The 25,238-nt window shown below is 66.3% G+C and carries 17 protein-coding genes, 1 tRNA gene and 1 pseudogene; 12 read left to right on the top strand and 7 right to left on the bottom strand.

Annotated features, from left to right (window positions below):
* Positions 1 to 4: 4 nt before the first annotated feature.
* Positions 5 to 1,225, bottom strand: a complete 1,221-nt coding sequence (locus tag BIWAKO_RS05555; protein ID WP_069877685.1) for a DNA-binding protein — start codon at positions 1,223 to 1,225, stop codon at positions 5 to 7.
* Positions 1,226 to 1,355: 130 nt separating this feature from the next.
* Between BIWAKO_RS05555 and BIWAKO_RS05550 the strand changes: the two genes are divergently transcribed.
* Both BIWAKO_RS05550 and BIWAKO_RS05545 read left to right on the top strand, forming a co-directional pair.
* Positions 1,356 to 2,123 (top strand): DUF899 domain-containing protein, encoded by a 768-nt coding sequence (locus BIWAKO_RS05550; RefSeq protein ID WP_069877684.1) that lies wholly within the window; start codon positions 1,356 to 1,358, stop codon positions 2,121 to 2,123.
* Between the two features lie 92 nt (positions 2,124 to 2,215).
* Positions 2,216 to 2,392: a hypothetical protein gene (locus tag BIWAKO_RS05545; RefSeq protein WP_371331839.1), complete on the top strand. Its 177-nt coding sequence runs from the start codon at positions 2,216 to 2,218 to the stop codon at positions 2,390 to 2,392.
* A 323-nt stretch (positions 2,393 to 2,715) separates the two neighbouring features.
* Here the strand turns inward: BIWAKO_RS05545 and BIWAKO_RS05540 are convergent, their stop codons facing one another.
* Positions 2,716 to 4,083 (bottom strand): sigma-54-dependent transcriptional regulator, encoded by a 1,368-nt coding sequence (locus BIWAKO_RS05540; RefSeq protein ID WP_069877683.1) that lies wholly within the window; start codon positions 4,081 to 4,083, stop codon positions 2,716 to 2,718.
* Complete coding sequence (locus BIWAKO_RS05535; protein ID WP_069877682.1) at positions 4,080 to 5,900, bottom strand: sensor histidine kinase; 1,821 nt, start codon at positions 5,898 to 5,900, stop codon at positions 4,080 to 4,082. Before BIWAKO_RS05535 ends, BIWAKO_RS05540 begins: the two co-directional genes overlap by 4 nt.
* 213 nt (positions 5,901 to 6,113) lie before the next feature.
* Here BIWAKO_RS05535 and BIWAKO_RS05530 point away from each other — a divergent pair, with 213 nt between their 5' ends.
* The gene (locus tag BIWAKO_RS05530; protein WP_069882202.1) at positions 6,114 to 7,448 is read left to right on the top strand and encodes a dicarboxylate/amino acid:cation symporter; all 1,335 of its coding nucleotides are present in this window, start codon (positions 6,114 to 6,116) and stop codon (positions 7,446 to 7,448) included.
* Positions 7,449 to 7,566: 118 nt separating this feature from the next.
* On the opposite strand, the gene BIWAKO_RS05525 is transcribed toward BIWAKO_RS05530, so the two are convergent.
* Positions 7,567 to 8,457 (bottom strand): LysR substrate-binding domain-containing protein, encoded by an 891-nt coding sequence (locus BIWAKO_RS05525; RefSeq protein WP_069877681.1) that lies wholly within the window; start codon positions 8,455 to 8,457, stop codon positions 7,567 to 7,569.
* Positions 8,458 to 8,554: 97 nt separating this feature from the next.
* Here BIWAKO_RS05525 and BIWAKO_RS05520 point away from each other — a divergent pair, with 97 nt between their 5' ends.
* The 9 genes and pseudogenes from BIWAKO_RS05520 (at position 8,555) to BIWAKO_RS05485 (ending at position 21,387) form a co-directional block, all read left to right on the top strand.
* Positions 8,555 to 9,526 carry an extracellular solute-binding protein gene (locus tag BIWAKO_RS05520; protein ID WP_069877680.1) on the top strand — a complete coding sequence of 324 codons (972 nt, stop codon included), beginning with the start codon at positions 8,555 to 8,557 and terminating at the stop codon, positions 9,524 to 9,526.
* A 14-nt stretch (positions 9,527 to 9,540) separates the two neighbouring features.
* The gene (locus tag BIWAKO_RS37290; RefSeq protein WP_371331838.1) at positions 9,541 to 10,668 is read left to right on the top strand and encodes an ABC transporter ATP-binding protein; all 1,128 of its coding nucleotides are present in this window, start codon (positions 9,541 to 9,543) and stop codon (positions 10,666 to 10,668) included.
* Positions 10,665 to 12,788 (top strand): ABC transporter permease, encoded by a 2,124-nt coding sequence (locus BIWAKO_RS05510; protein ID WP_069877679.1) that lies wholly within the window; start codon positions 10,665 to 10,667, stop codon positions 12,786 to 12,788. The genes BIWAKO_RS37290 and BIWAKO_RS05510 overlap by 4 nt, the downstream gene beginning before the upstream one ends.
* Positions 12,785 to 13,177, top strand: a pseudogene (locus tag BIWAKO_RS37085) (aminotransferase class III-fold pyridoxal phosphate-dependent enzyme); the annotation flags it as partial. The gene BIWAKO_RS05510 and the pseudogene BIWAKO_RS37085, both read left to right, overlap by 4 nt.
* 142 nt (positions 13,178 to 13,319) lie before the next feature.
* Positions 13,320 to 14,039: an aminotransferase class III-fold pyridoxal phosphate-dependent enzyme gene (locus BIWAKO_RS37080; RefSeq protein WP_069877678.1), complete on the top strand. Its 720-nt coding sequence runs from the start codon at positions 13,320 to 13,322 to the stop codon at positions 14,037 to 14,039.
* Between the two features lie 169 nt (positions 14,040 to 14,208).
* Positions 14,209 to 14,847: a CGNR zinc finger domain-containing protein gene (locus BIWAKO_RS05500; protein WP_069877677.1), complete on the top strand. Its 639-nt coding sequence runs from the start codon at positions 14,209 to 14,211 to the stop codon at positions 14,845 to 14,847.
* Positions 14,848 to 15,002: 155 nt separating this feature from the next.
* Entirely contained in the window at positions 15,003 to 15,488 is a 486-nt protein-coding gene (locus BIWAKO_RS05495; RefSeq protein ID WP_069877676.1) for a Pycsar system effector family protein, read from the top strand.
* A 209-nt stretch (positions 15,489 to 15,697) separates the two neighbouring features.
* A complete protein-coding gene (locus BIWAKO_RS05490; protein ID WP_176733267.1) occupies positions 15,698 to 19,363 on the top strand; it encodes a FecR domain-containing protein in 3,666 nt (1,221 codons plus the stop codon).
* The gene (locus tag BIWAKO_RS05485) at positions 19,363 to 21,387 is read left to right on the top strand and encodes a CHASE2 domain-containing protein (protein ID WP_069877674.1); all 2,025 of its coding nucleotides are present in this window, start codon (positions 19,363 to 19,365) and stop codon (positions 21,385 to 21,387) included. The genes BIWAKO_RS05490 and BIWAKO_RS05485 overlap by 1 nt, the downstream gene beginning before the upstream one ends.
* A gap of 243 nt (positions 21,388 to 21,630) precedes the next feature.
* Here BIWAKO_RS05485 and BIWAKO_RS05480 read toward each other — a convergent pair.
* From BIWAKO_RS05480 to BIWAKO_RS05470, 3 genes are all read right to left on the bottom strand, one after another.
* Positions 21,631 to 21,705: transfer RNA gene (locus BIWAKO_RS05480), tRNA-Thr, on the bottom strand.
* Positions 21,706 to 21,968: 263 nt separating this feature from the next.
* Complete coding sequence (gene pdeM / locus BIWAKO_RS05475) at positions 21,969 to 22,631, bottom strand: ligase-associated DNA damage response endonuclease PdeM (RefSeq protein ID WP_069882200.1); 663 nt, start codon at positions 22,629 to 22,631, stop codon at positions 21,969 to 21,971.
* A gap of 47 nt (positions 22,632 to 22,678) precedes the next feature.
* Positions 22,679 to 25,168, bottom strand: coding sequence for a ligase-associated DNA damage response DEXH box helicase (locus tag BIWAKO_RS05470; RefSeq protein WP_069877673.1), 2,490 nt, complete (start codon positions 25,166 to 25,168; stop codon positions 22,679 to 22,681).
* Positions 25,169 to 25,238 lie beyond the last annotated feature (70 nt).

The following is a 25,238-nucleotide window of genomic DNA, read 5'->3' as shown; positions in this document are numbered from 1 at the left end:
CATCCTAATCGCTTGGCAGCGGAGCGGGGAGTAACAAGGTTGTCGTGAAACCTGGCATCGGCGGGGTGATCCAGCGACGGGCCCGTCCGTGACCGAAGGATTGCACCTTTCCGGTTGCCGCAAGCGCGTCCAGTGCCCGCTGCACGGTCCGCTGACTGGCGCCGAGCGCAAGCGCGAGTGCGGAGCTCGACCACGCTTCGCCATCGGCAACGAAAGCCAGCACGCCCGCATGCCGTTCCTCGACGGGCCGGGCCAGAACGGCGACGTCGCCGGCGTGGTGCGGAGCCAGCGCAAAGCCTTGTTTCGTTGCGTTCAATCCGGCCAGTCCCCGCAGCAATCTGCGCAGCCGCCCGATTTCGACCCGCAACCGGGCGCGGTGCGATTCGTCGGCCTGCTTGGCTCCGAAGGCCCGCGCGACGAGCATGTCGCGTGATACATCCCCCGGCCACGCTTCGGCCAGCGTCCGCGCCAATGCGAACAAGACCGGGCGTGTGGCGAGGGGGACGACCCTGTGCGGGTCGCGCACCACATATCGGTACGCATCCACCACGAGAGCATCCGATGCCTGCAGCGCCTCGACATCATGGAGCAGGAGCGGGCGCTCCTCGCCACGCGCGATCAGTCGTGCCGCCGTCGTGCTCAGCAGGAGGGCCGCGCTTTCGACCTCCGCAGTCAATGCCGGGATTGCGGCACGGCGCGCCGCGTCCTCGGCTTGTGCGAGTGCAGCGCGCGCCGCTTTCGTCCGGAGGCGCCGCATCGCGATTCCCGCGACCACCAGTTCGTGGACGGTCCGCGATGCGGGCGGAAGGGATGTGGCGTCGAGTTCGGCGAGCTTGCGCTCGGCCTCGTCGAGGCGCCCGATCAGCAGGAGGCGCCGGATCTCAAGATGCCGCGCATGGGCGCTGTTCAGCCGGTCACCATGCGCTTCGAGCGTTACGCGGGCTGCATCGAGGGCCCCTGCTGGCCAGCCGAGGTCGCGCGAAGCGAGCGCGATCTCGGCTTCGGCGACAATGCATCGTGCCCGCGCCACGGCCTCCCTCGGGCCGAAGGCGCGCGTCGCGCGCCGCAGAAGGTCCTTCGCCCGAACGAGATCGCCGAGCTGAGCCATCGCGATCCCCCGCAGCGCGAGCGCCGGTGCGTCGTCGCGCAGCGCAACCCGGTTCAAGGCGCCGAGGGGATCGCCTGCGGCAAGCGCGCGCGCCGCCGCGGTGATCAGCGAGTCCATCGGAATCCCGCCACACTTGTCACTCCCACCCCTCGATGCCCTGTCCCTATCAATCTCGTCACCGCTGACCACCCGCCGTTTCGCCAAGGGAGCGAGCGACGATGGTCACCCAACGACAGGAGCGACGACGATGACGATACACATGAGCGGGACGCGTGAAGAGTGGCTGGCAGCTCGGCTCAGCCTGCTTGAGGAGGAGAAGGAGTTGACGCGGCGCAGCGATGAGTTGGCGCGGCGGCGGCAGGAACTGCCCTGGGTGCAGGTCGACAAGGAGTACAGTTTCGAGACCGACGAGGGCAGCGTGGCGCTGGCAGACCTCTTCCGCGGGCGCTCGCAACTCCTCGTCTATCATTTCATGTTCGGGCCCGACTACAAGGCGGGGTGCCCGTCCTGCTCTGCGATCGCCGATGGGTTCAACGGTTTCTACCTGCATCTCGCGAACCACGATGTGACGCTGACGGCGGTGTCGCGGGCGCCGCTCACCAAGCTTCAGGCCTACAAGCAGCGGATGGGCTGGACGTTCCCCTGGGCATCCTCGGCTGGCGGCGACTTCAATTATGACTTCAACGTCTCGTTCACCGAGGACGTGCAGCGCGCGGGGGCGATAGACTACAACTATCGGCGCAGCGGTTTCGTAATGGACGCAATGCCGGTCACGGGGCCCGTCGCCGACTTCGCGGCCATGTCCGGAACCGATGTGCCGACATATACGCGCGACAGGCCGGGCATGAGCGCCTTCGTGCGCGACAATGGCGTCATCTACCACAGCTATTCCACCTATGCGCGCGGGGTGGATGGCATCTGGGGCATGTATCCTTGGCTCGACCGCGCTCCCAAGGGGCGCAACGAGGCTGGTGGCCCGTGGTGGCGCCGCCACGACGAATACGACCAGCCGTGAGCGAAGCGGTGGCGGCCCCGCACAGAAGCTGTAGCGCGGCCCTCCGCGCAGCCGCTGGGGTAAGCCTCGCGGCTGCGCCGACTTTCGCGATCATGGCGCTGCTCACCGGTGTGTTTGGCGGCGGACAGCAGGACATCCTCTGCGCGTCCGCTCAAGGTGCGTCACCGTTGAACGGCATGGTTCCGATGTACGTACTGATGAGTACCTTCCACATCGCGCCATGGCTCAAGCTGATCGCGAGCTGGCGAAGCGGTGGCGGCCGGTCCTGATCCGGCATTCGCCGGCGCCGGCCTCTTAAGCGTGCGACCGGGGGCGCTTGGCTGCCCGCAGGTATGGGCGAGCCGGGCCCGATAGGTTCCTCAAGCCCGGCTCTGACCGGGGACAGACGAAACCAAGCGCGCCTCGGCTGCGCTCATCAGAGCGCCAAAGATGAAGAGATTCAACGCCGTCTTTCGGTGCATCACTCAACCCAAAGGATGACCCATATGCAGACGAGCGAGGTGCAAGCCGCGGCGCCTTCGCAGCAGGGAACCCTGCTCCGAGGTCCTGGTCTGATGCGCGCCGGCATGCAGACGATGATCCCGGTCGGGGCTTACTCCGACACCGCGTAAGCTGCGCGGTCGATGCCGTGCCGGGCAAGTTTGTCGTAGAAGGTCTTGCGCGGGATGCCCAGCATCTCGAGGGTTGCGCGAACATCGCCGCGATTGGCTTCCAGGGCCTCACGGATCAGGTTGGCTTCGATTGCGGTAAGGCGCTCCGGCAGGCTGGATGGCGCGACATCCTCGCGAGCCTGGACCGCTGGCAGGTCGCCCGACAGCCCGAGCGCCACACGTTCGGCGAAATGGACCAACTCACGGACATTGCCGGTCCAGGCATTTTCGACCAGGTGGCGCTCGACGCTGCGCTCCAGCACCGGCACCTCGCGCCCGTATTTCCTCGCCGCCCGGGCGAGGAACTGGGCAAAGAGCAGCGGCACGTCGCGGCGCCGCTCGCGCAGGGGAGGGATGCGCAACGTGACCACGTTGAGGCGATAATAGAGATCCTCGCGGAAATCGCCGCGCTGGGCGGGGTCGCCGAGATCGAGCTTCGTCGCGGCGACGACGCGCAGGTCGACGCGGCGCAGGTCGTTGGAGCCGAGCGGCGTGATCTCGCGCATCTCCAGCACGCGCAGCAGCTTGACCTGGGCTGCAGGCGGCATGCTCTCCAACTCGTCGAGGAAGAGCGTGCCGCCGCTGGAATGTTCGATGCGGCCGATTCGCCGCTTCTGCGCGCCGGTGAAGGCCCCGGCCTCGTAGCCGAAGAGCTCGCTCTCGATGACGCTCTCGGGCAGCGCGCCGCAGTTCAGGGCGACAAAGGGCTTGTCGCGGCGGCGACCCAGCCGGTGCAGCAGATTGGCGACGACCTCCTTGCCCGTGCCGGTTTCGCCCAGAACCAGAACATCGACATCGACATCGGCGAGATCGCGGATGGTCTGGCGCAGGCGCAGGATAGCAGGGGCCTCGCCGAGCAGCGCGGTCTCCTCCTCGGAACTGGCCGCGAGTGCGCGCAGGCGTCGGTTCTCGATGACGAGCGCGCGCTTCTCCACGGCGCGGCGCAAGGTCTCGACCAGGCGCTCGCCGGAATAGGGCTTGGCGATGAAGTCGTAGGCGCCCTCGCTCATCGCCGCGACCGCCATGGCGACATCCGCATGACCGGAGATCACGATCACCGGAATGTCCGGATCGAGCGCGCGCAGGCGCCTGGACAGTTCGATGCCGTCCATGCCGGGCATGCGCACATCGGTGACGACGACGCCGGCATAGTCCGGGCCGATGCGGTCGAGCGCGGCCTGGGCCGAGCCGAGCGGGACCGCACGGAAGCCGGCGAGGCGCAGCGCCTGGGCATTGGCGTCGCGCAGATCGGGATCGTCGTCGACGAAGGCGACCTCGATGACCGCCTGGACGCTATCGGGATCGGTCATGCGGTTCTCTTGAGGCTGATCGTGAAGGTGCTGCCCTCGCCGGGGCGGCTCGTGGCAGACAGCGCGCCGCCGAAGGACGCAACGATATCGTGCGATATCACCAGCCCGAGGCCGAGCCCGCGCGACTTCGTCGTGCGAAATGGCGTGAAGAGTGCGGCCAGTGCCTCCGTGTCGAGCCCAGGGCCGCTATCGGCGATGGCGATCTCGACGCGCTCTGCTTCGGCCACGACAGTGATCGCGAGCCGCGGTGCCTGCCCGTTCCGCCGCTGGGCCATGGCCTCGATGGCGTTGCGCATCAGGTTGACGAGGACCTGTTCGAGTTCGACCGGGCGGGCAAGCACCGAGACCGGCGGGGTCAGCGCCGGAACCACCGGCGTGACGCCGGCCTGGCGCAGCGCGGCATCGAGGATCATCAGCGCGCCGTCGATCGCCTCTCGAAGATCGACCGGCCCAAGCGGTCCCCCGCCGCGCCGCGCGAAGCCGCGCAGCGTGTCCGTGATGGTGCCGATCCGCTCGGTCAGCCTGACGATCTTGCCGAGCGCGCCGTCGACGCTGGCCGCATCCGTACGCTCGAGGAAGGCGCGGGCATTCTCGGCATAGGTCCGCATCGCGGCGAGAGGCTGGTTGATTTCGTGGGCGACGCCTGCCGTGACCTGGCCCAAGGTTGCGAGCCGATTGGCCTTTGCCAACTCCTCGCGCGCATCGGAGAGGCGCTCCTGCGCCCGCGTGCGCTCCGCCATCTCTTCGACGAGCCGGGCATTCGCTCCGGCGAGCGCGGCGGTGCGCTCGGCGACGCGCCGTTCGAGCTCGTCCTTGATCCGCGCCTCGACGCTGCGCCGGGCGAGATTGACCTGGCGCCGGCGCAGCGCCAGCGCGCCGAGCGCGGCGCCCGGCATGAGCAGGAGCGCGATGAGCGTCTGCAGTTCCGCCCGCTGGTCGCGGATCGCCTGGTCGACCGGGAGGAGCACCTCGAGCCTCCAGTCGGTGGTCGGGATCGGGATACGCGAGGCGACATGCGCTCCGGCAACAGTGCCGGTACCGCGGACGATGTCGCCCTCGCGCTGCAAGGGCAGCAGCGTCAGCGGCGCGGCACCGAATTGCAGCGATTGCCGGATATCAGCTGCTGTCTGTGGGGCCAGGGCCTCTTCGACCCGGAAGCGCCAGTCCGCAAATGTGGAGAGCAGCACGACGCCGCGCTTGTCGACGACGAAGGTCTGCCCGCCCAGCGCCCGCCAATCGGCCTCGACCTGGTCGAACTCGACCTTGACCACGATCACGCCGAGCGCGGTCTCGCCGTCATCCACGCGGCTGGTGATGTAGAGGCCGGGCCGCTTGCTGACCGTGCCGAGCGCAAACTGCTCGGCCGCGCCGCCGGAGACGGCAGCGCTGAAATAGTCACGGAAGGCGTAGTCGTTGCCGACAAAGCTCGTCGGCTCGCGCCAGTTGCTCGCGGCGATCGTGATCCCGTCCTTGCCAAGTACGTAGATCACTGCGGCGCGGGTTTCGCGCGCGATCGCCTCCAACTTGCTGTCGAGCGCCTGCCTGTCGCCATCGACCAGGGCCGCGCGCACATCCGGGTCGCGCGCCAGGATGACCGGCAATGCGCGCTGCTTCTCCAGCTCGCCGCGCAGGATCGCGAGCGCCAGCGTCCCGGCATCCTCGGCGCGGACGCGCGTAGTCGCGATGGCGCGGTTGCGGCCGGTATCGCCGGCGATCACGAAAGCGACGACGGCGACGACTGCGACCAGCAACGCGAAGGCGATCCAGAGGCGCCTGGCCGCCCGGCGATCGCGCTCTTCCGGCGGAATCATGGTCATGCCCCATCATGTGCGGAGATCCGCACAAATCAACCCTCCGCTGTGCGGCGGATCGCCAGGGTGCGGCGCCGCGAGAGGTAAATATCCGGTCAAGCCTTTGAAATAACGCGATGAAAATCATCGCCGGGGCTTGGCATGGCGATTGCCAACGACGCGGCCAAGCGGCGTCCAGAACAGCAAGAACACCGCGAGACCGACCCCAAGGAGGAAGTCATGGCGATCACGCTCGACCAGGCGCCGGCCCAGCCGGCCCCTGCCAGGAAATTCTATCAGCATCTCTATGTGCAGGTGCTCGCGGCCATCGCGGCCGGCATCCTGCTCGGCCATTTCTGGCCGGAGCAGGGCGCTGCCCTCAAGCCGCTCGGAGACGCCTTCATCAAGCTGGTGAAGATGATCATCGCGCCCGTCATCTTCCTGACGGTTTCGACCGGCATCGCCGGAATGAGTGACATGCAGAAGGTCGGGCGCGTCGCCGGCAAGGCGATGATCTACTTTCTGACCTTCTCGACGCTGGCGCTGATCATCGGGCTCGTGGTCGGTAACCTGGTGCAGCCGGGAGCCGGCCTTCACATCAACCCTGCCAGCCTCGATGCGAAATCGGTGCAGGGCTACGCGACCCAGGCGCATGATTCCAGCGTGGTTGGCTTCCTCCAGAACATCATCCCGAACACGATCGTCGGCGCCTTCGCCTCCGGCGACATCCTGCAGGTGCTGTTCTTCTCGGTGCTGTTTGGCCTGTCGCTGTCGATGGTGGGCGAGCGCGGCAAGCCGGTGGTCGACTTCCTGCAGGCCCTGTCGGCGCCGATCTTCAAGCTCGTCGCCATCCTGATGAAGGCGGCCCCGCTTGGCGCCTTCGGCGCCATGGCCTTCACCATCGGCCGCTACGGCATCGGCTCCGTCGCCAATCTGGCGATGCTGATCGGCACCTTCTACCTGACCTCGGCGATCTTCGTGCTCGTCGTGCTTGGTGCGGTCGCGCGCTATAACGGATTCTCGATCCTGGCGCTGATCCGCTACATCAAGGAAGAGATCCTGCTGGTGATCGGCACGTCCTCCTCGGAGGCTGCGCTGCCGACCCTGATGGAGAAGATGGAGCAGGCCGGCTGCAAACGCTCCGTCGTCGGCCTCGTCGTGCCGACCGGCTACTCGTTCAACCTCGACGGCACCAATATCTACATGACGCTGGCGGCGCTTTTCATCGCCCAGGCCATGGACATCCACCTGCCGCTCGGCGACCAGATCCTGCTGCTGCTGGTGGCGATGCTGAGCTCGAAGGGAGCGGCCGGGATCACGGGCGCCGGCTTCATCACTCTGGCCGCCACCCTCTCCGTCGTGCCGGCCGTGCCGGTTGCCGGGATGGCGCTGATCCTCGGCATCGACCGGTTCATGTCGGAATGTCGTGCGGTGACCAACTTCATCGGCAACGCCGTCGCCACGATCGTGGTCGCGCGCTGGGAGGGCGAGCTTGACCAGGACCGGCTCAAGGCCGCGCTGAGCGGCGATCTGCCGGACCTGCTCGACGAGCCCTTGCTCACCCCGGCCGAGTGATCCCTGCCGCCGCTGGCACGTGAGCGGACCTGAAGCTGCGGAATGTGCCAGCCACCCGGCTGGTCAGTCCGCAGCGCAGGCCGGCTCTTGCGCGGCCCGGCGCCAGCCGGGCTGCGATCTACAGGCGGCGATCGGCCGCTCCTCCCTTGAAGGCCGCGAGTGCGATCGCGACGAACGCGCCGACGCTTCCCAGGCTGCGGGTCTCCCGGCGTGTGACCAGATACTCCCCGGCCATGACATTGAAGTCGCGAACGGTCAGCGCGCGCAGCCTGGGGTCGAAGCCGCGCTCGCGGTCGAGTACGATTCCGATGCCGATCCCGGCCACTACGGCCTCCTTGACCGCTTCCCGGCTGCCAAGGATCAGATGGGGCGCGATCTCGATGCCGTGCTCCGCCAGAGCCGTCTCGAAGAGATGGCGCGTCATCGAGCCGGCTTCGCGCGTGACAAGGCGCTGACCCAAGAGTTCGCGCGCCTCGATCTGCCCGCGCTCCCACCAGGGATGGCCGGCATGCACCAGAATCTCCACGCGCTGATCGAGCAGGAAATCGCAGGCAAAACCGGGATGCGGCTCACGCAATGTCGCGATGCCGATGTCGACGCGGTGCTGCGCGACCAGGTCCAGCAGGTTGCTGGAATTTTCGAGCCGCAGGTCGAGCTGCACTCCCGGATGTTCGGCGGTAAAGCGCTTCAGGATCGGCATGGCCACATAGGGCGCGCATAGGCCGACGGCGAGATGCCCCGCGGCAAGGCTGCGGCCGTCGCTCATCCGGGCTGAGATGTCGTCGAGCATGAGGATTGCCTGCCGGACCTTCGGCAGTAGGTCGAGTGCGTCAGGCGTCAATTCTACACCGCTCGCCATGCGCAGGAACAGACGCGTCCCGACGGCATCCTCAAGGGATTTCACGTGCTGGGTGATCGCGGGCTGGCTGACGCCCAGCGCCTGTGCGGCGGCTGAGAAAGTGCGATGGCTCGCGACGGCGTGGAAGGCGCGGAGTTGAGACAGGTTCATGGGGCAGGCCAAGTGTTGAATAAGTGCAGCTTCATTCCAGTGTCACACAATTTAGCAACACTTATATCACGACAACTCCCTAGGCACGGAGACATTCATGCCAAGCCCCAGCATCAAAAGCATCCCGCGGATCGCTGCCATTGCGGCGGCAGCGTTCATCCTGGCAGGCGGCCACGCACTCGCCAGGGAGGTCGTGATCTACAACGCTTCCGACAGCGTCAACACGGCGCTCGTCGGCGCCTTCAAGAAAAAGCACCCTGATATCGATGTGAAGTTCGTATCGGGTTCGACCGGCCCGATCGCCGAGCGCGCTATCGCCGAAAAGGCCAAGCCACAGGCCGATGTCGTCTATCTCGTCAACAATACCGCTCTGGAGCAACTCAAGCAGGCTGGCGTGTTCGAGCCCTACGAGCCGAAAGGCTCGAAGATCCTGCCCGCCTTCCGCGACGATGACGGGTTCTACAACAAGTACTTCGCCACCACGATGTGCATGGTCGTCAACAAGGAGCGGCTGGCGCAGAAGGGGCTTCCGATGCCCGTGACCTGGGAAGACCTGATCAGGCCGGCCTATCGCAAGGAGATCTCGCTGCCGTCTCCGCTCAAATCGGGCACCGGCGGCGCCATCCTCACGACCTTCGTCGACGCGTTCGGTTGGACGTTCGTCGAGAATTTGAACGAGAACGTCTACCAGTATTCCGACGGAGGCTCCGGCGGCGCGCAACTGGCCGGCGCGGGCGAGGTCGCGATCGGCCTGACCTTCGATACGACGTGCTTCGAGACCAAGGCCGCGGGTAAGCCGGTCGAGATCGTCTATGGCCGGATCACGCCCAATGTCACCGAGGGCGGCGGCCTCGTCGCCGGCGGCCCCAACCCGGCCGAAGCCAAGATCTTCCTCGATTTCATGGCGAGCGAGGACGCAGCTGCGGTGCTCGGCAAAGTGGTTGGTGCGACCGCGGTGCCCGGGCACGGCCTGGTCGATCTGAAGCAGATCGCGCTCTGGCAGATGCGCCGCCCGGTCGACATGACCGCGTTCCGGCGCGAATTCGCCAGCCGCATCCTCAAGCAGTGACGGATCGGGCAACCGTGATCGAACTGGCGGCCCCGTCTCATGCCGCAGAGCGGCCGGCCCTCGCGAGGGGCCGGCCGCATCTGGCCGTGCGCGACATCGTCAAATCCTATGGTGGTTCCGCGCGGGCGGTCGATGCCGTCACGCTCGATCTCGCCAGGGGAGAGTTCGTGACCCTGCTCGGTGATTCCGGCTGCGGCAAGACGAGCCTGCTCCGGATCATCGCCGGCTTCGTGCGGCCGGATGGCGGGCGCATCCTGCGTACGCAGGAGGACGTCACCGACATGGCTCCCGCGCGCCGGCGCATGGGATTCGTCTTCCAGTCCTACGCGCTGTTTCCGACGAAGACCGTCGCCGAGAATATTGGTTTCGCGCTCACGATCGCCGCGCGCGGCCGCGATGAACGGGAGCGCCGTGTCGCGGAACTGGCGCGGCTCGTCGAAATGGAGAAGCTACTCGAACGCTATCCGCACGAGTTGTCCGGCGGCCAGCAGCAGCGCGTCGCGCTGGCGCGCGCGCTCGCGTCCGATCCCGAGGTGCTGCTGCTCGACGAGCCGATGTCGGCTCTCGATGCCCGTATCCGCGTCAAGCTGCGCAATGAGCTGCGGTCGATCGTCGACAGGCTCGGCATCACCACGCTCTACGTGACGCATGATCAGGAAGAGGCCCTGGCCCTGTCCGACAGGGTCGCGGTCATGCGCAATGGCCGTTTCGAGCAGATCGGTACGCCGGCCGAAATCTATCACCGGCCTATTTCCCACTTCGTCGCTCAGTTCATCGGCGTGTCGAATCTGATCGAAGGGAATGCAGTCGCCGGCGGCCTGGACGCCTATGGCGAATTCTGGCCGATGGCGCTTCCATCCGATGTCAGAGCCGGCGAACGCGTCACCGCGGTCTACCGGCCAGAGCATATTACGGTCACCGCAACTGCCAATTCTGGAGTGACTGGCCTCTCCGGGCGGATCGCGGGCTCGGCCTTTCTCGGTGCCGTCGTGCGCCTCACCGTAACGCTCGACTCAGGGCGTACCGTCATCGCCGACTGCCCCTCGTATGAGGCCGAGCGGCTTGGCGCCCGCGGCGCTCCGGTCGTCATCCTTCCAGATCAGCGCCGCGCGGCGCTCATTCCCGGGCGCGGACGGCCGTGACGCGCCTGCTGCGCCAAGTGCCACGTGCGCTCGCGAGCGGCGTCGTCGCGCTGCTGCTGCTGGTCTTCATCGGCGTGCCGATTGGCGCCGTACTGGTCAATAGCTTCGTCATCTCCGGTCCGATGCCGCCGGCGCGCCTGAAGGAGGTCACGGTCGAGGCTCTGGACCAGTTGCCGACGGAAGACAGGGCGGCCCTGATGCGCCGCTGGAGCGAGACGGCGACCGAGCCTGAGCGCGTCGAAGCGAGCGCGACCGCATTCCGGCTCGCCGGGCTGACACCGCCATGGGATCGTGGCGCGCCCTATTCCGAACAGGCCGGGGCGATGCAGGCCGCGCTCGCCGCTCTGGAACCGCAGGACAGGGCCGAGGTGGCCGATCATCAGGCGATCGCGCATGTGATGCTGCATAAGCGGACCGCGCTCGCCTTCAGGGTGAAGGGCCTGATCGGCCAACAGGCGTTCGACACGCTGCGCAATGGCTCAGAGGAGCGCTGGGGGCTCGACCACTACCTCAAGGTCTTCCAGGATTCCTATCTGCGGAACGCCGCGTTCAACAGCCTGACGCTCGCAGGCCTGTCGGTCGTCTTCACGGTGTCGCTGGCCTTCGCGTTGGCTTACGGCATCAATTGCGGCGGCGTGCCCTGGCCCTCCGTGATGCGGGGCGTCTTCCTGATGCCGTTGGTCGCACCACCGGTCCTGATCGCGACCGCGACCGTGATGCTGTTCGGCCGGCGCGGACTGGTGACGCATTCGCTGCTCGACCGTGGCCTCGGGCTGATCGATGCCGACGAGACCAATCTCTACGGCCTTCTCGGCGTCCTGCTGGCACAGACATTGTCCTTCATGCCGGCGACGCTGATCATTCTCGACAACGTCCTGCGCCGGCAGGACGGGCGTATCGACGAGGCGGCTGCCGGGCTTGGCGCTGGTCACTTCACCACCTTTCGCCATGTCACGTTGCCGCTGGCATGGCCCGCGATCAAACGCGCGATCGTGCTCGTCTTCATCATGAGCCTTACGGATTTCGGCAATCCGCTCATTCTCGGCCGCGATACCCCTGTTCTCGCCGGCATCGTCTATGACGAGATCACCGCCTACAGGAATACGCCGCTCGCAGCCGCGCTCTGTGTCTGGCTGATCATCCCCTCTCTGCTGCTCTATCTCGGCCTCGAGTTGTTCGGGCGCCGCAAGGGCTATTCGAGCGCGAGCATTGCGGGACGCTCCGAGCTGCCCATGCCGCGCTCCTGGCGTATCGGCCTGGCCGCACTGGCCGGGCTGGTCGGCGCGCTCATCTTCGCGGTCTATGGCACCATGGCGCTGGGCGCCGTGACAAAGGTCTGGGGCACCGACTGGAGCCTGACACTCGGCCATTTCACGGGAGAAGGCGCAAAGGTCGGCCTTGCCGGCACAGGCTATGGCAGCTCCGAGCGCGGTCTGGATCTCGTCTGGGAAAGCCTGCGCATCGGCCTGATCGCCGGCCCTGTGGGCGGGTTGTTCGCGGTGGTGATCGCCTATGTCGTCGAGCGCCTGCGGCCGCCGGGCGCCAATCTCATCGTCTTCCTCGTACTGGTGCCGGCGATCCTGCCCGGCATCATCTTCGGCATCGGTTATATCGTCGCCTTCAACATCCCCTTCGGCATTCCGGCCCTGTCGCTGACCGGCACCTCGGCGATCCTGGTCATCAATATCCTGTTCTCGAACATCTTCGTCGGCGTGCTGGCCGCCCGCGCAGCCCTGCAGCGCGTCGATGGTTCCATCGACGAAGCCGCGGAAAGTCTCGGCGCCGGCCTCGTCCTGCGCTTCGTGAACGTCACGCTGCCGATCTTGCTGCCGGCCCTGCTGCTCGGCATGCTCTATGTCTTCATCGACGCGCTGACGACACTGTCCTCGGTCATCTTCCTGGTCTCAGGCAATCACAAGCTCGCTTCGGTCGCGATCTTCAACCACGCCAGCTCCGGTGAATTCGGCTATGCCGCCGCCAAGAGCCTCGTCCTGCTGGCCTTCGCGCTGGCGGCCATCGGCCTTGCAAGATTGATCGAGAAGCGCCGGGAGCCCGGCCGGCGCCGGCTCTCGCCACTGCGGCGGCTCACCTTGCGGCGCTTTTCAGCATTCTCGAAATGACGATGGCCATGGAACACGATCTCGTATCGCGCGACGCAACCGCCTTCTTCCACCAGAAGGGATCGAGCCCCTGCCTGTCGGCACTGCGCGCAGCGGAGGGCATCTGGCTCGAAGACGGCGAGGGGCGGCGCTTCATCGACCTGCACGGCAACACCGTGCACCATATCGGGCATGGTCACCCCGAGGTGATTGCGGCGTTGAAGCGTCAGCTCGACACGTTGCCCTTCTCGCCGCGCCGTTTCACCAACGAACCCGCAGTTGGGCTGGCCGAGAAGCTGCTGGCGCACTGGCCCGGTGCGCGCGCCAAGGTTCTCTTCGCGACCGGCGGTTCGGACGCCATGGAGATCGCGCTGAAGCTCGCGCGCGTGACGACGGGCCGCCACGAGACGATCTCGCTGGAGGGCTCCTATCACGGGCACGGCTTCGGCGCCTTCGGCCTGTCGAAAGCCGCGGTGGACCCGCGCCTCGGCCCGCTCCTGCAGGGGCGTCGGCACGTGACGCCCTATTGGGGCGCCGGACGGAGCGCAGCGCATGCTGGCGGAGATGCGCGAAGCCTTCGGGGCGTCCGAGACCGGCATCGCGGCCGTCGTCGCCGAGCCGATCCGCTCCAATTGCCATGTTCCGCCGGACGGACTCTGGGCCGAGGTGCGCGATCTCTGCAACCGGCACGGCGCGCTGCTGATCTTCGACGAGATTCCCTCCGGCCTCGGCAAGACCGGCCGCTTCTTCGCCTTCGAACATGTCGGCGCCATTCCCGACGCGGTGGTGCTTGGCAAGGCACTGGGCGGCGGGGTCCTGCCGATCGCCGCCGTCATCGCCGACGCGCGGCTGGACATCGCCCCCGAGCTCGATCTCGGCCACTACACGCATGAGAAGAACCCGCTCACCACGCGAGCCGCCCTGACCATGATCGAAATCGTCGAGCGGGACGGGTTGGTGGGGCGCGCTGTCGAGCTTGAGCGGCGCATCAGGTCGCGCATCGCCGCTCTTGCGAGCGAGGTCCCCGCCATTCTCGGTGTACGAGGCTGCGGGTTGCTGCTCGCCATCGAGTTCGATCCTGCCGCCTTCGGCATGAAACCCGGGCCGGCATTCGCGGGCCACCTCGTGTCGCGCTGTTTCGAACTCGGTCTCTCCACGACGTCCAAGGGGCCTGCAAGTATCGGCTTTTCTCTGCCCATGACCGTGACCGACGCCGAACTCGAACTGTGTTTCGAACGGCTCGAAAGGGTTGCGGCGGTGCCTCCCTGCTGAAATCGCACTGCTGTCCCAGCCTGTCTGCAAGGTACGGGATGCGGTCCGTGGCAGCGCCCGCAGCATGGCCAGAAGCCCCCAAGGGGCGAATGGCCCGCTGGTCTCCAGTACAGGGAGAGCGGGAGGAAAAGCGCTTGATAGAACCCTTTAAAGGGGTATAGGCGGTTACATGGACGCCAATGACCCACTGCCCCCCAGTCGCGCTGGAAGCCTGCCGCTTATCGCCAGCGAGCTCGCCTTCGATTTTGTCAATTCTGTCGCGGATCGGGGAGGGTCGCAGCATGCCGAGTATCTGCACAACGGGTCCGATATCGTCCTCTGGGCGCATCTCGCAAAACTGCTCAGTGACACGGACAGGGATGCGGCCCTGGCAATGGTCGCTGCCGACGAGGTTCTCGCTTCCCGGCTGCTGAGCGAGGCCCATGCGCTCCGGGAAACCATCTACGAGATCGGCGCGGCATTGGCCCGGCGTGATATGCCGCGGGAGGAGGATCGCGCAGCGCTGACGGCGGCTCATGCCCATTGCCTGAGCCGGGCGCGGCTCTCGACCTCCGGCGGTGGATTTGCCTGGACATGGGACCCGCACACGGCCCTCGTCGAGGCGGTGCTCGGGCCGATTGCGCTCTCGGCTCTCACCGTGATGACCCAGCAAGATCTCGCACGGGTCAAGCGTTGCGAGGGCGACCATTGCGGCTGGCTCATGTTCGACACGACCAAGAATCGCCGGCGGCGCTGGTGCGAGATGGAGGTGTGCGGGAACCGCGCCAAGATGCGCGCGTTTCGAGCGCGGAAGTTCGAAGCCAGCTGAAGCGTATTCCAGCTGGAATCGCCGTGAGGCCTGATCTCGCGATGGAATGAGCGAGGATGTCGATCTCTCGCACGATGATGTCAGGTCGATACCGAGGGCACTTGCACGTGATTGTGGATTGACGCAAAGGGACTTGGTGGGGGCGAGGGCAGGAAATGGCTGAGGACTGGGTCAGGGAGCGGGCCGAGAAGTCGCTTTCGCAGATGATCGACTGGATCGGGCGGCATGATAGCCGCAGCGCCGGGCTGATGGGCATCACAGTTGCTATGATGGGCGCGCTTTCGGCTGCAACGCCTGCTGTAAAGCAATGGAACGGCATTTTCACCTTTGCGCTGGTCGTTGCGGCGGGCGGGTTCGCGACGGTTCTGTACCAGCTGATGCGCGGGCAGATTCCTCGCCTGCGGGCGGGAAAACCTTCGCTTTCCTTTTTCGGAACTGTCGCAGGTCTTCCGCAGGACGAGTTTCGTTCTCGATTCGTCAAGATGACAGAAGAAGAATACCTCGATGACGTTTTGAACCAGTGTTACGTCAACGCCAGGATACTGCGTTCGAAGTTTCGCTGCCTCAAACGGGGTCTGATTGCACTCCTGTTGACTGCAATCCCGTGGACATGGGCCATCTCCTTGGCGAAATCCCTTTAATCGGAGCATGGAAATCAGCTTGTCTGTGTTGTGTAAAAGGCACAGTCAGGCGATGGGCCATCCCCTAATACCTGTAACCAGCAAAAGCTAGTTAGACGGTTTTGGATTGCTCCGGGGGCTTCACCATGTTCCGCCGCGTCGTTCGCCGGGGATTTGCCGGCCTCATGGTTGTGGCCGCAACGTCGACGGCAGGTTCCGCGCAAGAGCCTTTGGCGCGATCGACCCCTCGCGCCGGCGCCATCGTCTCCGCAAAGGGAGGCGAGGAACTCCAGCTGCAGCGAGAGCCGCGCTGGCACCCGGCCGTCGTGCGCCAGGAGGTGATTGGTGGCGATACACTGCGCACCGGTGAGATCGGGACGCTCGGCATCACTTTTCAGGACCAGACGACCATTCGCGTGGGGCGCCAATCCACGCTTGTCGTCAACCAGGTCGCGGCAGGGACAGGCACGACCGAGCTGACAGTGCCGAATGGCAATGTCTGGGCGCGTGCCTCGCGCGGCGGTACCGGGGTGACCGTAAAGACGCCGGCCGCCTCGGCCGCGATCCGCGGCACCGACTGGTCGCTGTCCGTCCAGGGCGACCGCACGTCCCTGATCGTGCTGGAAGGCACGGTCGAATTCAGCAACCCCCAGGGCTCGGTCACGGTCCAGCAAGGAGAAGGCGCAACGGCGCGTATCGGAGAACGTCCGACCAAGACCGTTCTCGTGAGGTCCGACGATCGCGAGCAGATGCTGTTCTATATGGAGCTGCGCGGTCTGTTCCGTGGTCTGCCGGCGACCCGCCTCGATGGTGCGGCCCGGCGCAGCGAGCGCGCGCGGCTCGCCGCCATCCCGATCCCGGCGCGCACGACCGAGGATTGGGTCGCGATTGCGGAAAATGGAATGGGTTACGATCCACGCGAGATCGTGCTGCAGGCGGTGGCGGAGGCGCGCCGACGCCTCGGTCAGCGTCCGGCCTTCATCCCGGGTCCGGATGAGGACTGGACTGCGGCGCGGCGCGATACGGGCCGGACGCAGGCGAACCGTTCCAGCCAGAGCGCCCGCCTCGATCTCGTCGAGGCGATGCTCGCCGGTTCGGCCAAGCGCTACAAGGAAGCAGCGGCGCTGTTCGCGCGAGCGGCGCGTGGCACGACGGGGCGCCAGCAACTGACGGCGAGATGCGGCTATTACGCTGCCGCCACGATGGCCGAGCCCAAGCGCGTGCTGCCGATGCCACGCGTCGGTGGGGCGGACCAGAATGTCTGTGCCGCTTATGTGCTGGGCTTCGGCAAAGGCCTGGAAGAGGCGGCGACGGTTCTGCGCCAGACGGAGAAGGCGGCGCCCCGCCACCTGCTCTCCTCGTTGTTGTCGGCGCAGGTCTCGTTGCTCCTGAACAGGCGCGACGAGATGCGTGCCACCGTCGAGCGGATGCGCGCCACCGATCCCGACAGCCCCGAGACGCTGCTGGCTTCCGGGTATCTGAAGAGCAGCATCGACAGCGACCTCGATGGGGCCGTCGCCGATTTCAAGCGCGGCACGGAGGTGGCTCCCGGAGATGGCGCGCTTTGGAACGGCCTTGGTCTCGCCGAGAATGCCCGCGATGCGCCGCTTGAGGCCGAGCGTGCCCTTCGCCAGGCCATCGCTGTCGATCCCGATGATCCCGTGGCCTATGCGAACCTCGCCACGCTGTTGCTCGACCAGAGCCGCGTCGATGAAGCCGGAAGGCTGATCGAGAAGGCACTGGCGCTCGATCCCTCGCTCGACGCCGCCTACACCGCCAAGGGGCGCTACTACCTGCAGAAAGGCGATATGGCGAAGGCGCTGGAGTTCACGCTTGCCGGAAGCGCCGCCAATCCTGCCGACGCGCAAAGCCTGCTCGCGGTCGCGATCACCCAGTACCAGAGTGGCGATCTGGAAGTGGCTGGCCAGGCGCTCGACAATGCAGACCGGCTCGACAAGAACGACCCCGTCATATCCATCGCCCGCACTGCCATCGCGGTTGACCAGCTCGATGCCGATGCCGCTATCACGAATGCCCGCGAGGCCGTGCGACGCTATCGCAACCGCGGCGGCTATTTCGCGGCCCTGGCGACGACGAAGACGGGTGGTTCCTATCTCGGCCAGGCCTATCGCCTGCTGAGCCTCGAGGACTGGGGGCGCTATTACACCGATCGCGTCGCCGATCCGTTCAGCGCCACGAGCTATTTCGACCAATCGGCTGCGCGCCGGGCCCGGCCGCTCTTCTCCCGCCCGACGCTCGACCAGATCGAAGGCGGCACCGCTGATGTCGCCGGGAACCTCATCCTGCAGGGCCTGTTCTTCGATCCGCTCGCGGTTTCCGGCCGTATCGGCCGCATCGATCTGTTGCGCCGCCCGTTCATCGACACCGAGTTCGGCGGCTCTCTCGTGCGCCGTAACGGCCGCAATGGCTGGCAAAGCGAAGCCACCGTCCAGGCCTTCAGCAACGAGCCGGTGCCGACTTCGGTTTCGCTGTCCTATAGCCGGATCGAGACGGGCGATCGGCGCGGCCGGGCCGGCGGCGAAGACGGTCAGTCGGCGGCGGCCTTCGTCGGTATCGCGCCCAGCGCGGCCGATCGCTTCCTGCTCTGGGGCACGGTGAACTCAGCCAAGCCGGATCTGATCGCTCCCGCGATCAACCTCTTCGATGCCGATACCAATTCGGTGAAGACCTATCAGGCCGGCGCCGGCTGGAGCCACACGTTCGGCTACCGCAACGTGCTGACCGGTGCGGTCGTCGCGACCAGGGCCGATCAGTCGCAGCGCCGGAGCGTGACGAATTCCGCTGTCATCGTCGATCCGACGTTCGGGCCGTTCTTCCTGTTGCTCGACACGCGCGAGCGAAAGGCTACCAAGGTCGATTCAGTCACGGCCGCGCTCAGCCATACGTTCGGCTTCGGTGACTTCACCTTGCGCAGCGGCCTCGAGGGCCAGAACGGGCGCATCAGGAACTACATCGCGCAAGGCGCGACAGTGTCGATTCCTCTCCTCGAGTTCCTGGAAAGCAACGACACGTTTGACGCCACCCGCAGCAGTTTCAGGGCCGGCCGCGCCTATACCAACCTGCAGTGGCAGCCTTCCGACAAGATCCAGATCGAGGGTGGCATCCAGGTGCTCGGCGCCGATATGGGGCCGGCGCGCTCCAAGACCTATGCCGATCCGCGCATCGGCATCGCCGTCTCGCCGATCGATAACCACTGGCTGCGCGCGGCCTGGCGGCGCGACACCGAACTGCCGAACGGGTTTACATTGTCACCCGTGACCACGGTGGGGCTGGTTCCGAATGCCCTGCCGACCCAACTCGGCGGGAGCAAGGAAACGGTGGCGCTGCGCTGGGATGCCGAATGGACCCAGAACATCTTCACCGCAGTGGAGTACCAGAGCCAGAGAGCCCGGAACCTGCGGGTCGATTTCCCCGACACGCTCGACGGCTTCGACCTGAACAAGGCCAGGATCGACTATGTCACGGCGACTGCGAATATCTGGCTGACCCACGGTATCGGTGTCTTCGGCACGATCGGCATGGCCAATTCCAATACGATCGACGCGAATGGGCTGGAGGTCGACGTGCCGTTCGTGCCGCGTCGGTTCGCCCGCGCCGGCCTGACTTTCGTCCATCCCAGCCGCATCAAGTTCTTGGTGATCGAGAACTATATCGGCGAGCGCTACGACAGTCCCGGCGGCGTGAAGCTCGACCCCTTCTGGACCACCGACCTCGCGGCGAGCTACGAGACGCCGGATCGACGCTTTCTGCTGGGCCTCTCCCTGCTCAATGTCTTCGACAGGCGCTACGATCAGGTCGCCGCACGCGTCGGCACCAGCGAAGCGATCCTCGGTGCGGGCCGGACGATTGCCGCATCGCTCAAGGTCCGGTTCTGATGGCGCGCGCGGCGTCCGCCCCGGGCCGGGCTGCCGCGGCTCTGCATGACCGCTACAAGGCGCTGCAGCAGGCGCTGCGCGGGCGGCCGCGCCTGCGCAACATCCTGCTTGCAGCGCTGGTTACGCTCCTCATCGTGCCGCTGCATGGCCGCGCCGGCATCCGAATCGTCGAGGCCAGGGTCTTCGATATCCTGACAACGATTGCCCCGCCCCAGCCGGATCAACCCGGGGCCGTGATTGTCGCGATCGACGAGCCGTCCTTCGCCGAGCTGTCCGAGCGCTGGCCCTGGTCGCGCAAGATCCACGCCCGCCTGGTCCAGAGCCTGAAGCAGGCAGGTGCGAAGGTCATTGGCCTCGATATCATCTTCTCCGAACCGTCGGATGAGGCCGCCGATGCCGCTCTTGCCGCTGCGCTCGCACCCGGCATGGTGCTGGCGGCAGATCGCGAAGTCATCGCCATGGACCACGGCACGCAGGTCTCGCTGGTCGAGCCCCTGCCGGCATTCACGGAGAGCGGCGCGGAAACCGGTGTGACCTCGGTCGATCTCGACAGCGACGGCGTGCTGCGGCGCATGCCGCGCATCGAGGGCAGCTTTGCCGCCGCGCTCCTTGGCCAGACCGGCGAACCCGTCCCTGCGCCCCCCGAGCGTGCGCTGATCCAGTATCTCGGCGGACCACGCACTTATCCCACGGTCTCCTATTATCAGGCGCTCGACCCGGGCGCCTTTCTTCCGCCCGGCCTTCTCAAGGACAAGGTCGTGTTGGTCGGGTTCAACCTGAAGGCGGCACCGACTGCCGCGTCCGGTGCGAACGATGCGTTTTCCACGCCCTACACCACGAAGACCGGGACACTCACCTCGGGCGTCGAGATCCACGCGACCCTGCTCGATAATCTCAGGCATGGGCTCTGGATCAGACCCGCGCCGCTGAGCGCGATCGCAGCCGTAGTCCTGCTGTGCTCGCTGATCGGCTGCGGCACGGGCTCGGCAGCCATCACCTGGCGAACGGGCGTGATCGCGGCGGCAAGCGTCATTGCCATTGCCGCCGGCAGCTGGCTCCTGCTGCGCTACGGCCGAATCTGGCTGCCACCGGTGACACCGACGCTTGCAGCGTTCATGGGCTTCGGCGCCCGCTTTGGCATCGACTATGCGCGCGAGCGCCGGCTGCGCGCCGCCGTTTCGCAGGCTTTCTCCCGCTATGTCACGCCCGATCTGGTCGAGGAACTCGCGCGCAACCCTGGTTCATTGAAACTGGGCGGCGAGCGGCGCGAGATCAGCGTTCTGTTTTGCGACGTGCGTGGCTTCACCAGCCTGTCGGAGCGCCTGAAGGACGACCCGATCCGGTTGACCAGCATCATCAATCGCCTTCTCGACGCGCTGTCGGAACAGGTGCTGGAGGCCCGTGGCACGATCGACAAGTATATGGGCGATTGCGTCATGGCATTCTGGAACGCGCCGCTGTCCGATCCGAACCATGCGAGTGCTGCCATCGCCGCCGCGCTGAAAATGTCGCAGGCGGTCGAGCGCTTGAATGGGGAACTCCAGATGGAAGAGCCCGGTCTGCCGCCGCTTGCCGTCGGAGTGGGGGTCAACACCGGCATGTGCGTTGTCGGCAATATCGGGTCGCGCTGGCGTTACGACTACTCCGTTCTGGGCGACGCCGTGAATCTCGCGTCGCGATTGGAGGGCGTGACCAAGGATTACGCGGTGCCGGTCGTTATCGGAGACGGGACCGCACGCGCTGTCGCGGATGCCTTCTTTGTCTTTGAACTGGACCGCATCGCCGTTCGGGGGCGCACCGAAGCGACACCGATCTTCACGGTGCTGGGCGAGGCAAGCCTGCGCAACACGCCAGAGGGGCAGGCGCTTCTCTCGGCGCAGACGCGGCTGCGCCTGGCATTGGCCCAAGGCGACGCGATGTCGTCCCTGGCCGAACTCGATGCCATCGCCTCGGCCTGGCCGAGTTTGACTGATTATAGTGCGAAGATGCGCGGGACCGCGACCGCACGCGCAGAGCCTGTCTGACGATAGCTGCGGTCGCGAACGCGATCCGAGGACGGTGCGAACCGTCCGCGTGGTCCGGTTCTGGAGCGGTATCGCCAACCGTGATCGGGCAACTGTCTGGTGGTCACTTGCAAGTGACAGATGCCGGTCTTTGAACACTGCCGACGGCGAGGAGTGTGAACAGGCTCGTGCGCCAGATGCATGGATTACCAAGCTGGCTGGCAGCATCCTCGCATGACGTTGGGCGCTTTCAGACGTTTGGGCTGGTGCTGCGAGAGAGGATTGAACTCTCGACCTCTCCATTACCAATGGAGTGCTCTACCACTGAGCTACCGCAGCAGGATCGTAAGCCTTGAAGCGCCTGTTCAATCGCGAAATCGGCGATGGCAGGCGCGGCGTCGTTCCGAAGCGGCGTCCTGATGCCACAAGCCCCCGCCGGACGCAACCCGTAGCGGACGAACAGCTTGTGAAAAAGTCGGAACCGGCCCTTCCTGGCGATCCGGTCGCTGTAGCTGAGTGGTGCAGCCTTCCATTGCCAACGGAGAGATTGCTTCAGCTCAGAGCCGGGTGCGCTGGCGCTTTCCGGGAGCGACCGCCCCGCATCAGTCCGCCAGCAGCAGCTGCCGGTCGATCCGGAAGAGCCTGCCGTCGCCGAGCATATGCGCCGTCAATCCCTCGCGAAAGAGCGGGCGGAAGGCGGCGTCGCGAAGGTTCAGCCCGCCGGCATAGGCGCCCATGGCGGGGAGAATGCAGCGCCGCCCGGAGAGGGCGAAGCTGCGGCGACGCAGGGCCCGCCCGCGCATCCTGATCTTGGCCGCCGGGTGGAGATGGCCGGCGATCTCGAAGCCGGTTTCGGCCGCGTCAGGTTCGTGGCGCAGCACGACGCCTGCGATCTCGAGGCTGGCGGCAGTCTCGCCGCCCATCGCCCGGCTGATCGCGGGGTCGTGGTTGCCGATCACCCAGAGCCAGTCACGGCCCTTCTGCAGCAGGTGCAGGGAGCGCAGATCGTCACTGCTGATCCGCTCCTCCGCGCCGCGGTCATGAAAGCTGTCGCCAAGCGCGATGACGCGGGCCGGAGCATGGCGCAGGATCGCAGCGGTCAGCGTCGCCAGCGTTGTCGCGGAATCATAGGGCGGCAGGAAGATGCCCCGCGCCGCATAGGCCGAGCCCTTTTCCAGATGCAGATCGGCTACGACGAGCGTGCGCTCTTCGGGCAGCCAGAGCGCGCCCGAGAGATCGGGGACGATCGCGAGCCGCCCGAGCATGAGCGCTCCGGCCTCACGGGCTGAAAATTCGTTCGTTGCGGGCAGCGTCACGCCATCGCCTCTTCGAGCATCATCGCTTCCGCCTCCGCCAGGATCTCGTCGGCTGCCTCGCCATGAACCGCCTCGCGCCCGATCTCGAGCATCACCGAAACACTGAGCGGCGAAACATGGTCCAGCGGCTGATGCACGATCCGGCCGCTGATTCGTGTCAGCATTTGAGCGAGCCGGTGGATATCGAGCAAGCCTGTTGCGGCATCGGCCCATGCGGCTTTCAGAAGCACGTGGTCGGGCTCGTGCTGGCGCAGCACATCATAGACGAGGTCGCTCGACATCGTGACCTGCCGGCCACTCTTCTCCTGGCCGGGGAAGCGGCGTTCGATCAGCCCGCCAATGATGGCACAGGCACGAAAGGTCCGCTTCATCAGAGCCGATTCGGCGAGCCATGCCTCGAGATCGTCGCCGAGCATGTCCTCGGCGAACAGCTCGTCGAGGGAGAGTGCCCCACGGGCGACCGCCGCCGACATGTCGCCCAACGTCCAGACCGCGATACCGTAGTCGTTGCAGACGAAGCCGAGCGGCCTCAGGCGGGCCCGTTCCAGCCGCCGCGTCAGCAGCATGCCGAGCGTCTGATGGGCGAGACGGCCCTCGAACGGGTAGGCGACAAGATAGAACCGCCCACCGCGCGGAAAGGTCTCGACCAGCAACTCGCCGGGTTTGGGCAGGCGCGACTTCAGCCTTTGCGCCTGCAGCCAGGAAGACACCTCTTCGGGCAGCCTCTCCCATTCCTTCGGCGAGGCGAGCATGGCGCGCACGCGGGCCGCGAGGAAGGTCGAGAGGGGGAATTTGCCACCGGCATAGGACGGGATTTTTGGGTCGGTGCCCGGATTGGTGCGCGAGCAGACGACTTCGTTCTCGGTGATGCCTTCGAAGCGCAACACCTCGCCGGCGAAGACAAACGTGTCGCCGCTCGTCATGGTCTCGGCGAAATACTCCTCGATCTCACCCAGGATCCGGCCGCCGCGGCTCAGCATGCCGGGCTGACCCGGCCTTGCGCTGCGCAACCGGCCAAGCCTGACCTTAAGCATGGTCGACTCGACGATGGTGCCGACATTCATGCGATATTGCTGGATCACGCGCGGGTTGCTGGCGCGGAAGAGCCCGTCCTTGCCCTGCCGGAGCTTGGCGAAGCGCTCATAGCTGCGCAGGGCATAGCCGCCGGTCGCGACGAAATTGACCACCGCGTCGAAATCGGCCCGCGCAAGGCCGGCATAGGGCAAGGCGGTGCGCACCTCCTCGTAGAGTGCGTCCGCAGCAAAACCGTCGGAGCAGGCGATGCCAAGCACATGCTGGGCCAGCACATCGAGCGCGCCGATGCGGGGCTCAGGCGTGTCCTGGGCGGCTTCAGCGACAGCGTCGAGGGCGGCGCGACATTCCAGCAGTTCGAAGCGGTTGGACGGTACGAGCAGGGCCTGCGACGGCTCGTCCATGCGGTGATTCGAGCGGCCGATGCGCTGCATCAGCCGGCTCGCGCCTTTCGGCGCGCCGATATTGATGACCAGGTCGACATCGCCCCAGTCGATGCCGAGATCAAGCGTCGAGGTGCAGACGACGGCCTTCAGCTTGCCGGCCGCCATCGCCGCCTCGACCTTGCGGCGCTGCTGGGCGTCGAGCGAGCCGTGATGCAGCGCGATCGGCAGATTGTCGTCATTGATGTTCCACAGGCCCTGGAACATGAACTCGGCCTGCATCCGCGTATTGACGAAGACCAGGGTCAGGCGGTGATCGCTGATCGCCTTGTAGACGTCGCAAATGGCATGGCCGGTGGTATGCCCGGCCATCGGCAGGCGGCTGGCGGATTGCAGGATGCCGATCCGCGCGCTTGCCCCACCCTTCACGGTGACCAGCCCGGCCGATGTCCCGACACCGCCGAGATAGCGCTGCAGGTCGGCCGGCTCGCGCACCGTCGCCGAGAGGCCCACAGCCGAGAGTCTTGGCGCGAGATTGCGCAATCGCGCCAGATCGAGCGAAAGCAGGTCGCCGCGCTTCGAGGTGACGAGCGCGTGCAATTCGTCGAGCACGACGCGCCTGAGATTGGCGAAGAACGGTTTCGCGTCCCGGTGCGAGACCAGGAGGGCCAGCTGTTCCGGCGTGGTCAGCAGGATGGCCGGTGGTCGCGCGATCTGCCGGGTGCGCTTGGCGGCGGAGGTGTCGCCCGTGCGGGTCTCGACCGTGACCGGCAGCGCCATCTCCTGGATCGGCGTCTCAAGATTGCGGGCGATGTCGACCGCGAGAGCCTTGAGCGGCGAGATGTAGAGGGTGTGCAGCCCGTCATGGCGGCCATTGCCCTCGCTCAGCTCGACCAGCGAGGGCAGGAAGCCCGCAAGCGTCTTGCCGGCGCCGGTCGGCGCAACGAGCAGGGTCGAGCGCCCGGCGCGCGCCTCTTCCAGCAATGCAAGCTGATGCGGGCGTGCAGTCCAGCCGCGATAGGCGAACCAGTCGGCGAATCTCTGCGGGAGGGAGGCGGCGGGGGCATCCATGCCGGATAGAGATAGGCGGTGCGGGGCGAGAGTGAAATCCCGCCCCTCTCGGGCCATGGGTCCTTGAGAC

The sequence above is a fragment of the Bosea sp. BIWAKO-01 genome (genome assembly GCF_001748145.1).
Classification (GTDB): domain Bacteria; phylum Pseudomonadota; class Alphaproteobacteria; order Rhizobiales; family Beijerinckiaceae; genus Allobosea.
This window is presented reverse-complemented; position numbering and strand designations above follow the sequence as displayed.

What these genes read in the sequence shown, in the direction of transcription:
- BIWAKO_RS05495 (WP_069877676.1), top strand. Translation starts at nt 15,003, where the DNA reads ATGGCTGAGGACTGGGTCAGGGAGCGGGCCGAGAAGTCGCTTTCGCAG.
- BIWAKO_RS05535 (WP_069877682.1), bottom strand. Translation starts at nt 5,900, where the DNA reads ATGACCATGATTCCGCCGGAAGAGCGCGATCGCCGGGCGGCCAGGCGC.
- BIWAKO_RS05540 (WP_069877683.1), bottom strand. Translation starts at nt 4,083, where the DNA reads ATGACCGATCCCGATAGCGTCCAGGCGGTCATCGAGGTCGCCTTCGTC.
- BIWAKO_RS05550 (WP_069877684.1), top strand. Translation starts at nt 1,356, where the DNA reads ATGACGATACACATGAGCGGGACGCGTGAAGAGTGGCTGGCAGCTCGG.
- BIWAKO_RS05555 (WP_069877685.1), bottom strand. Translation starts at nt 1,225, where the DNA reads ATGGACTCGCTGATCACCGCGGCGGCGCGCGCGCTTGCCGCAGGCGAT.
- BIWAKO_RS05525 (WP_069877681.1), bottom strand. Translation starts at nt 8,457, where the DNA reads ATGAACCTGTCTCAACTCCGCGCCTTCCACGCCGTCGCGAGCCATCGC.
- BIWAKO_RS05520 (WP_069877680.1), top strand. Translation starts at nt 8,555, where the DNA reads ATGCCAAGCCCCAGCATCAAAAGCATCCCGCGGATCGCTGCCATTGCG.
- BIWAKO_RS05500 (WP_069877677.1), top strand. Translation starts at nt 14,209, where the DNA reads ATGGACGCCAATGACCCACTGCCCCCCAGTCGCGCTGGAAGCCTGCCG.
- BIWAKO_RS05530 (WP_069882202.1), top strand. Translation starts at nt 6,114, where the DNA reads ATGGCGATCACGCTCGACCAGGCGCCGGCCCAGCCGGCCCCTGCCAGG.
- BIWAKO_RS05545 (WP_371331839.1), top strand. Translation starts at nt 2,216, where the DNA reads ATGGCGCTGCTCACCGGTGTGTTTGGCGGCGGACAGCAGGACATCCTC.
- BIWAKO_RS05470 (WP_069877673.1), bottom strand. Translation starts at nt 25,168, where the DNA reads ATGGATGCCCCCGCCGCCTCCCTCCCGCAGAGATTCGCCGACTGGTTC.
- BIWAKO_RS37080 (WP_069877678.1), top strand. Translation starts at nt 13,320, where the DNA reads ATGCTGGCGGAGATGCGCGAAGCCTTCGGGGCGTCCGAGACCGGCATC.
- BIWAKO_RS05485 (WP_069877674.1), top strand. Translation starts at nt 19,363, where the DNA reads ATGGCGCGCGCGGCGTCCGCCCCGGGCCGGGCTGCCGCGGCTCTGCAT.
- pdeM (WP_069882200.1), bottom strand. Translation starts at nt 22,631, where the DNA reads ATGCTCGGGCGGCTCGCGATCGTCCCCGATCTCTCGGGCGCGCTCTGG.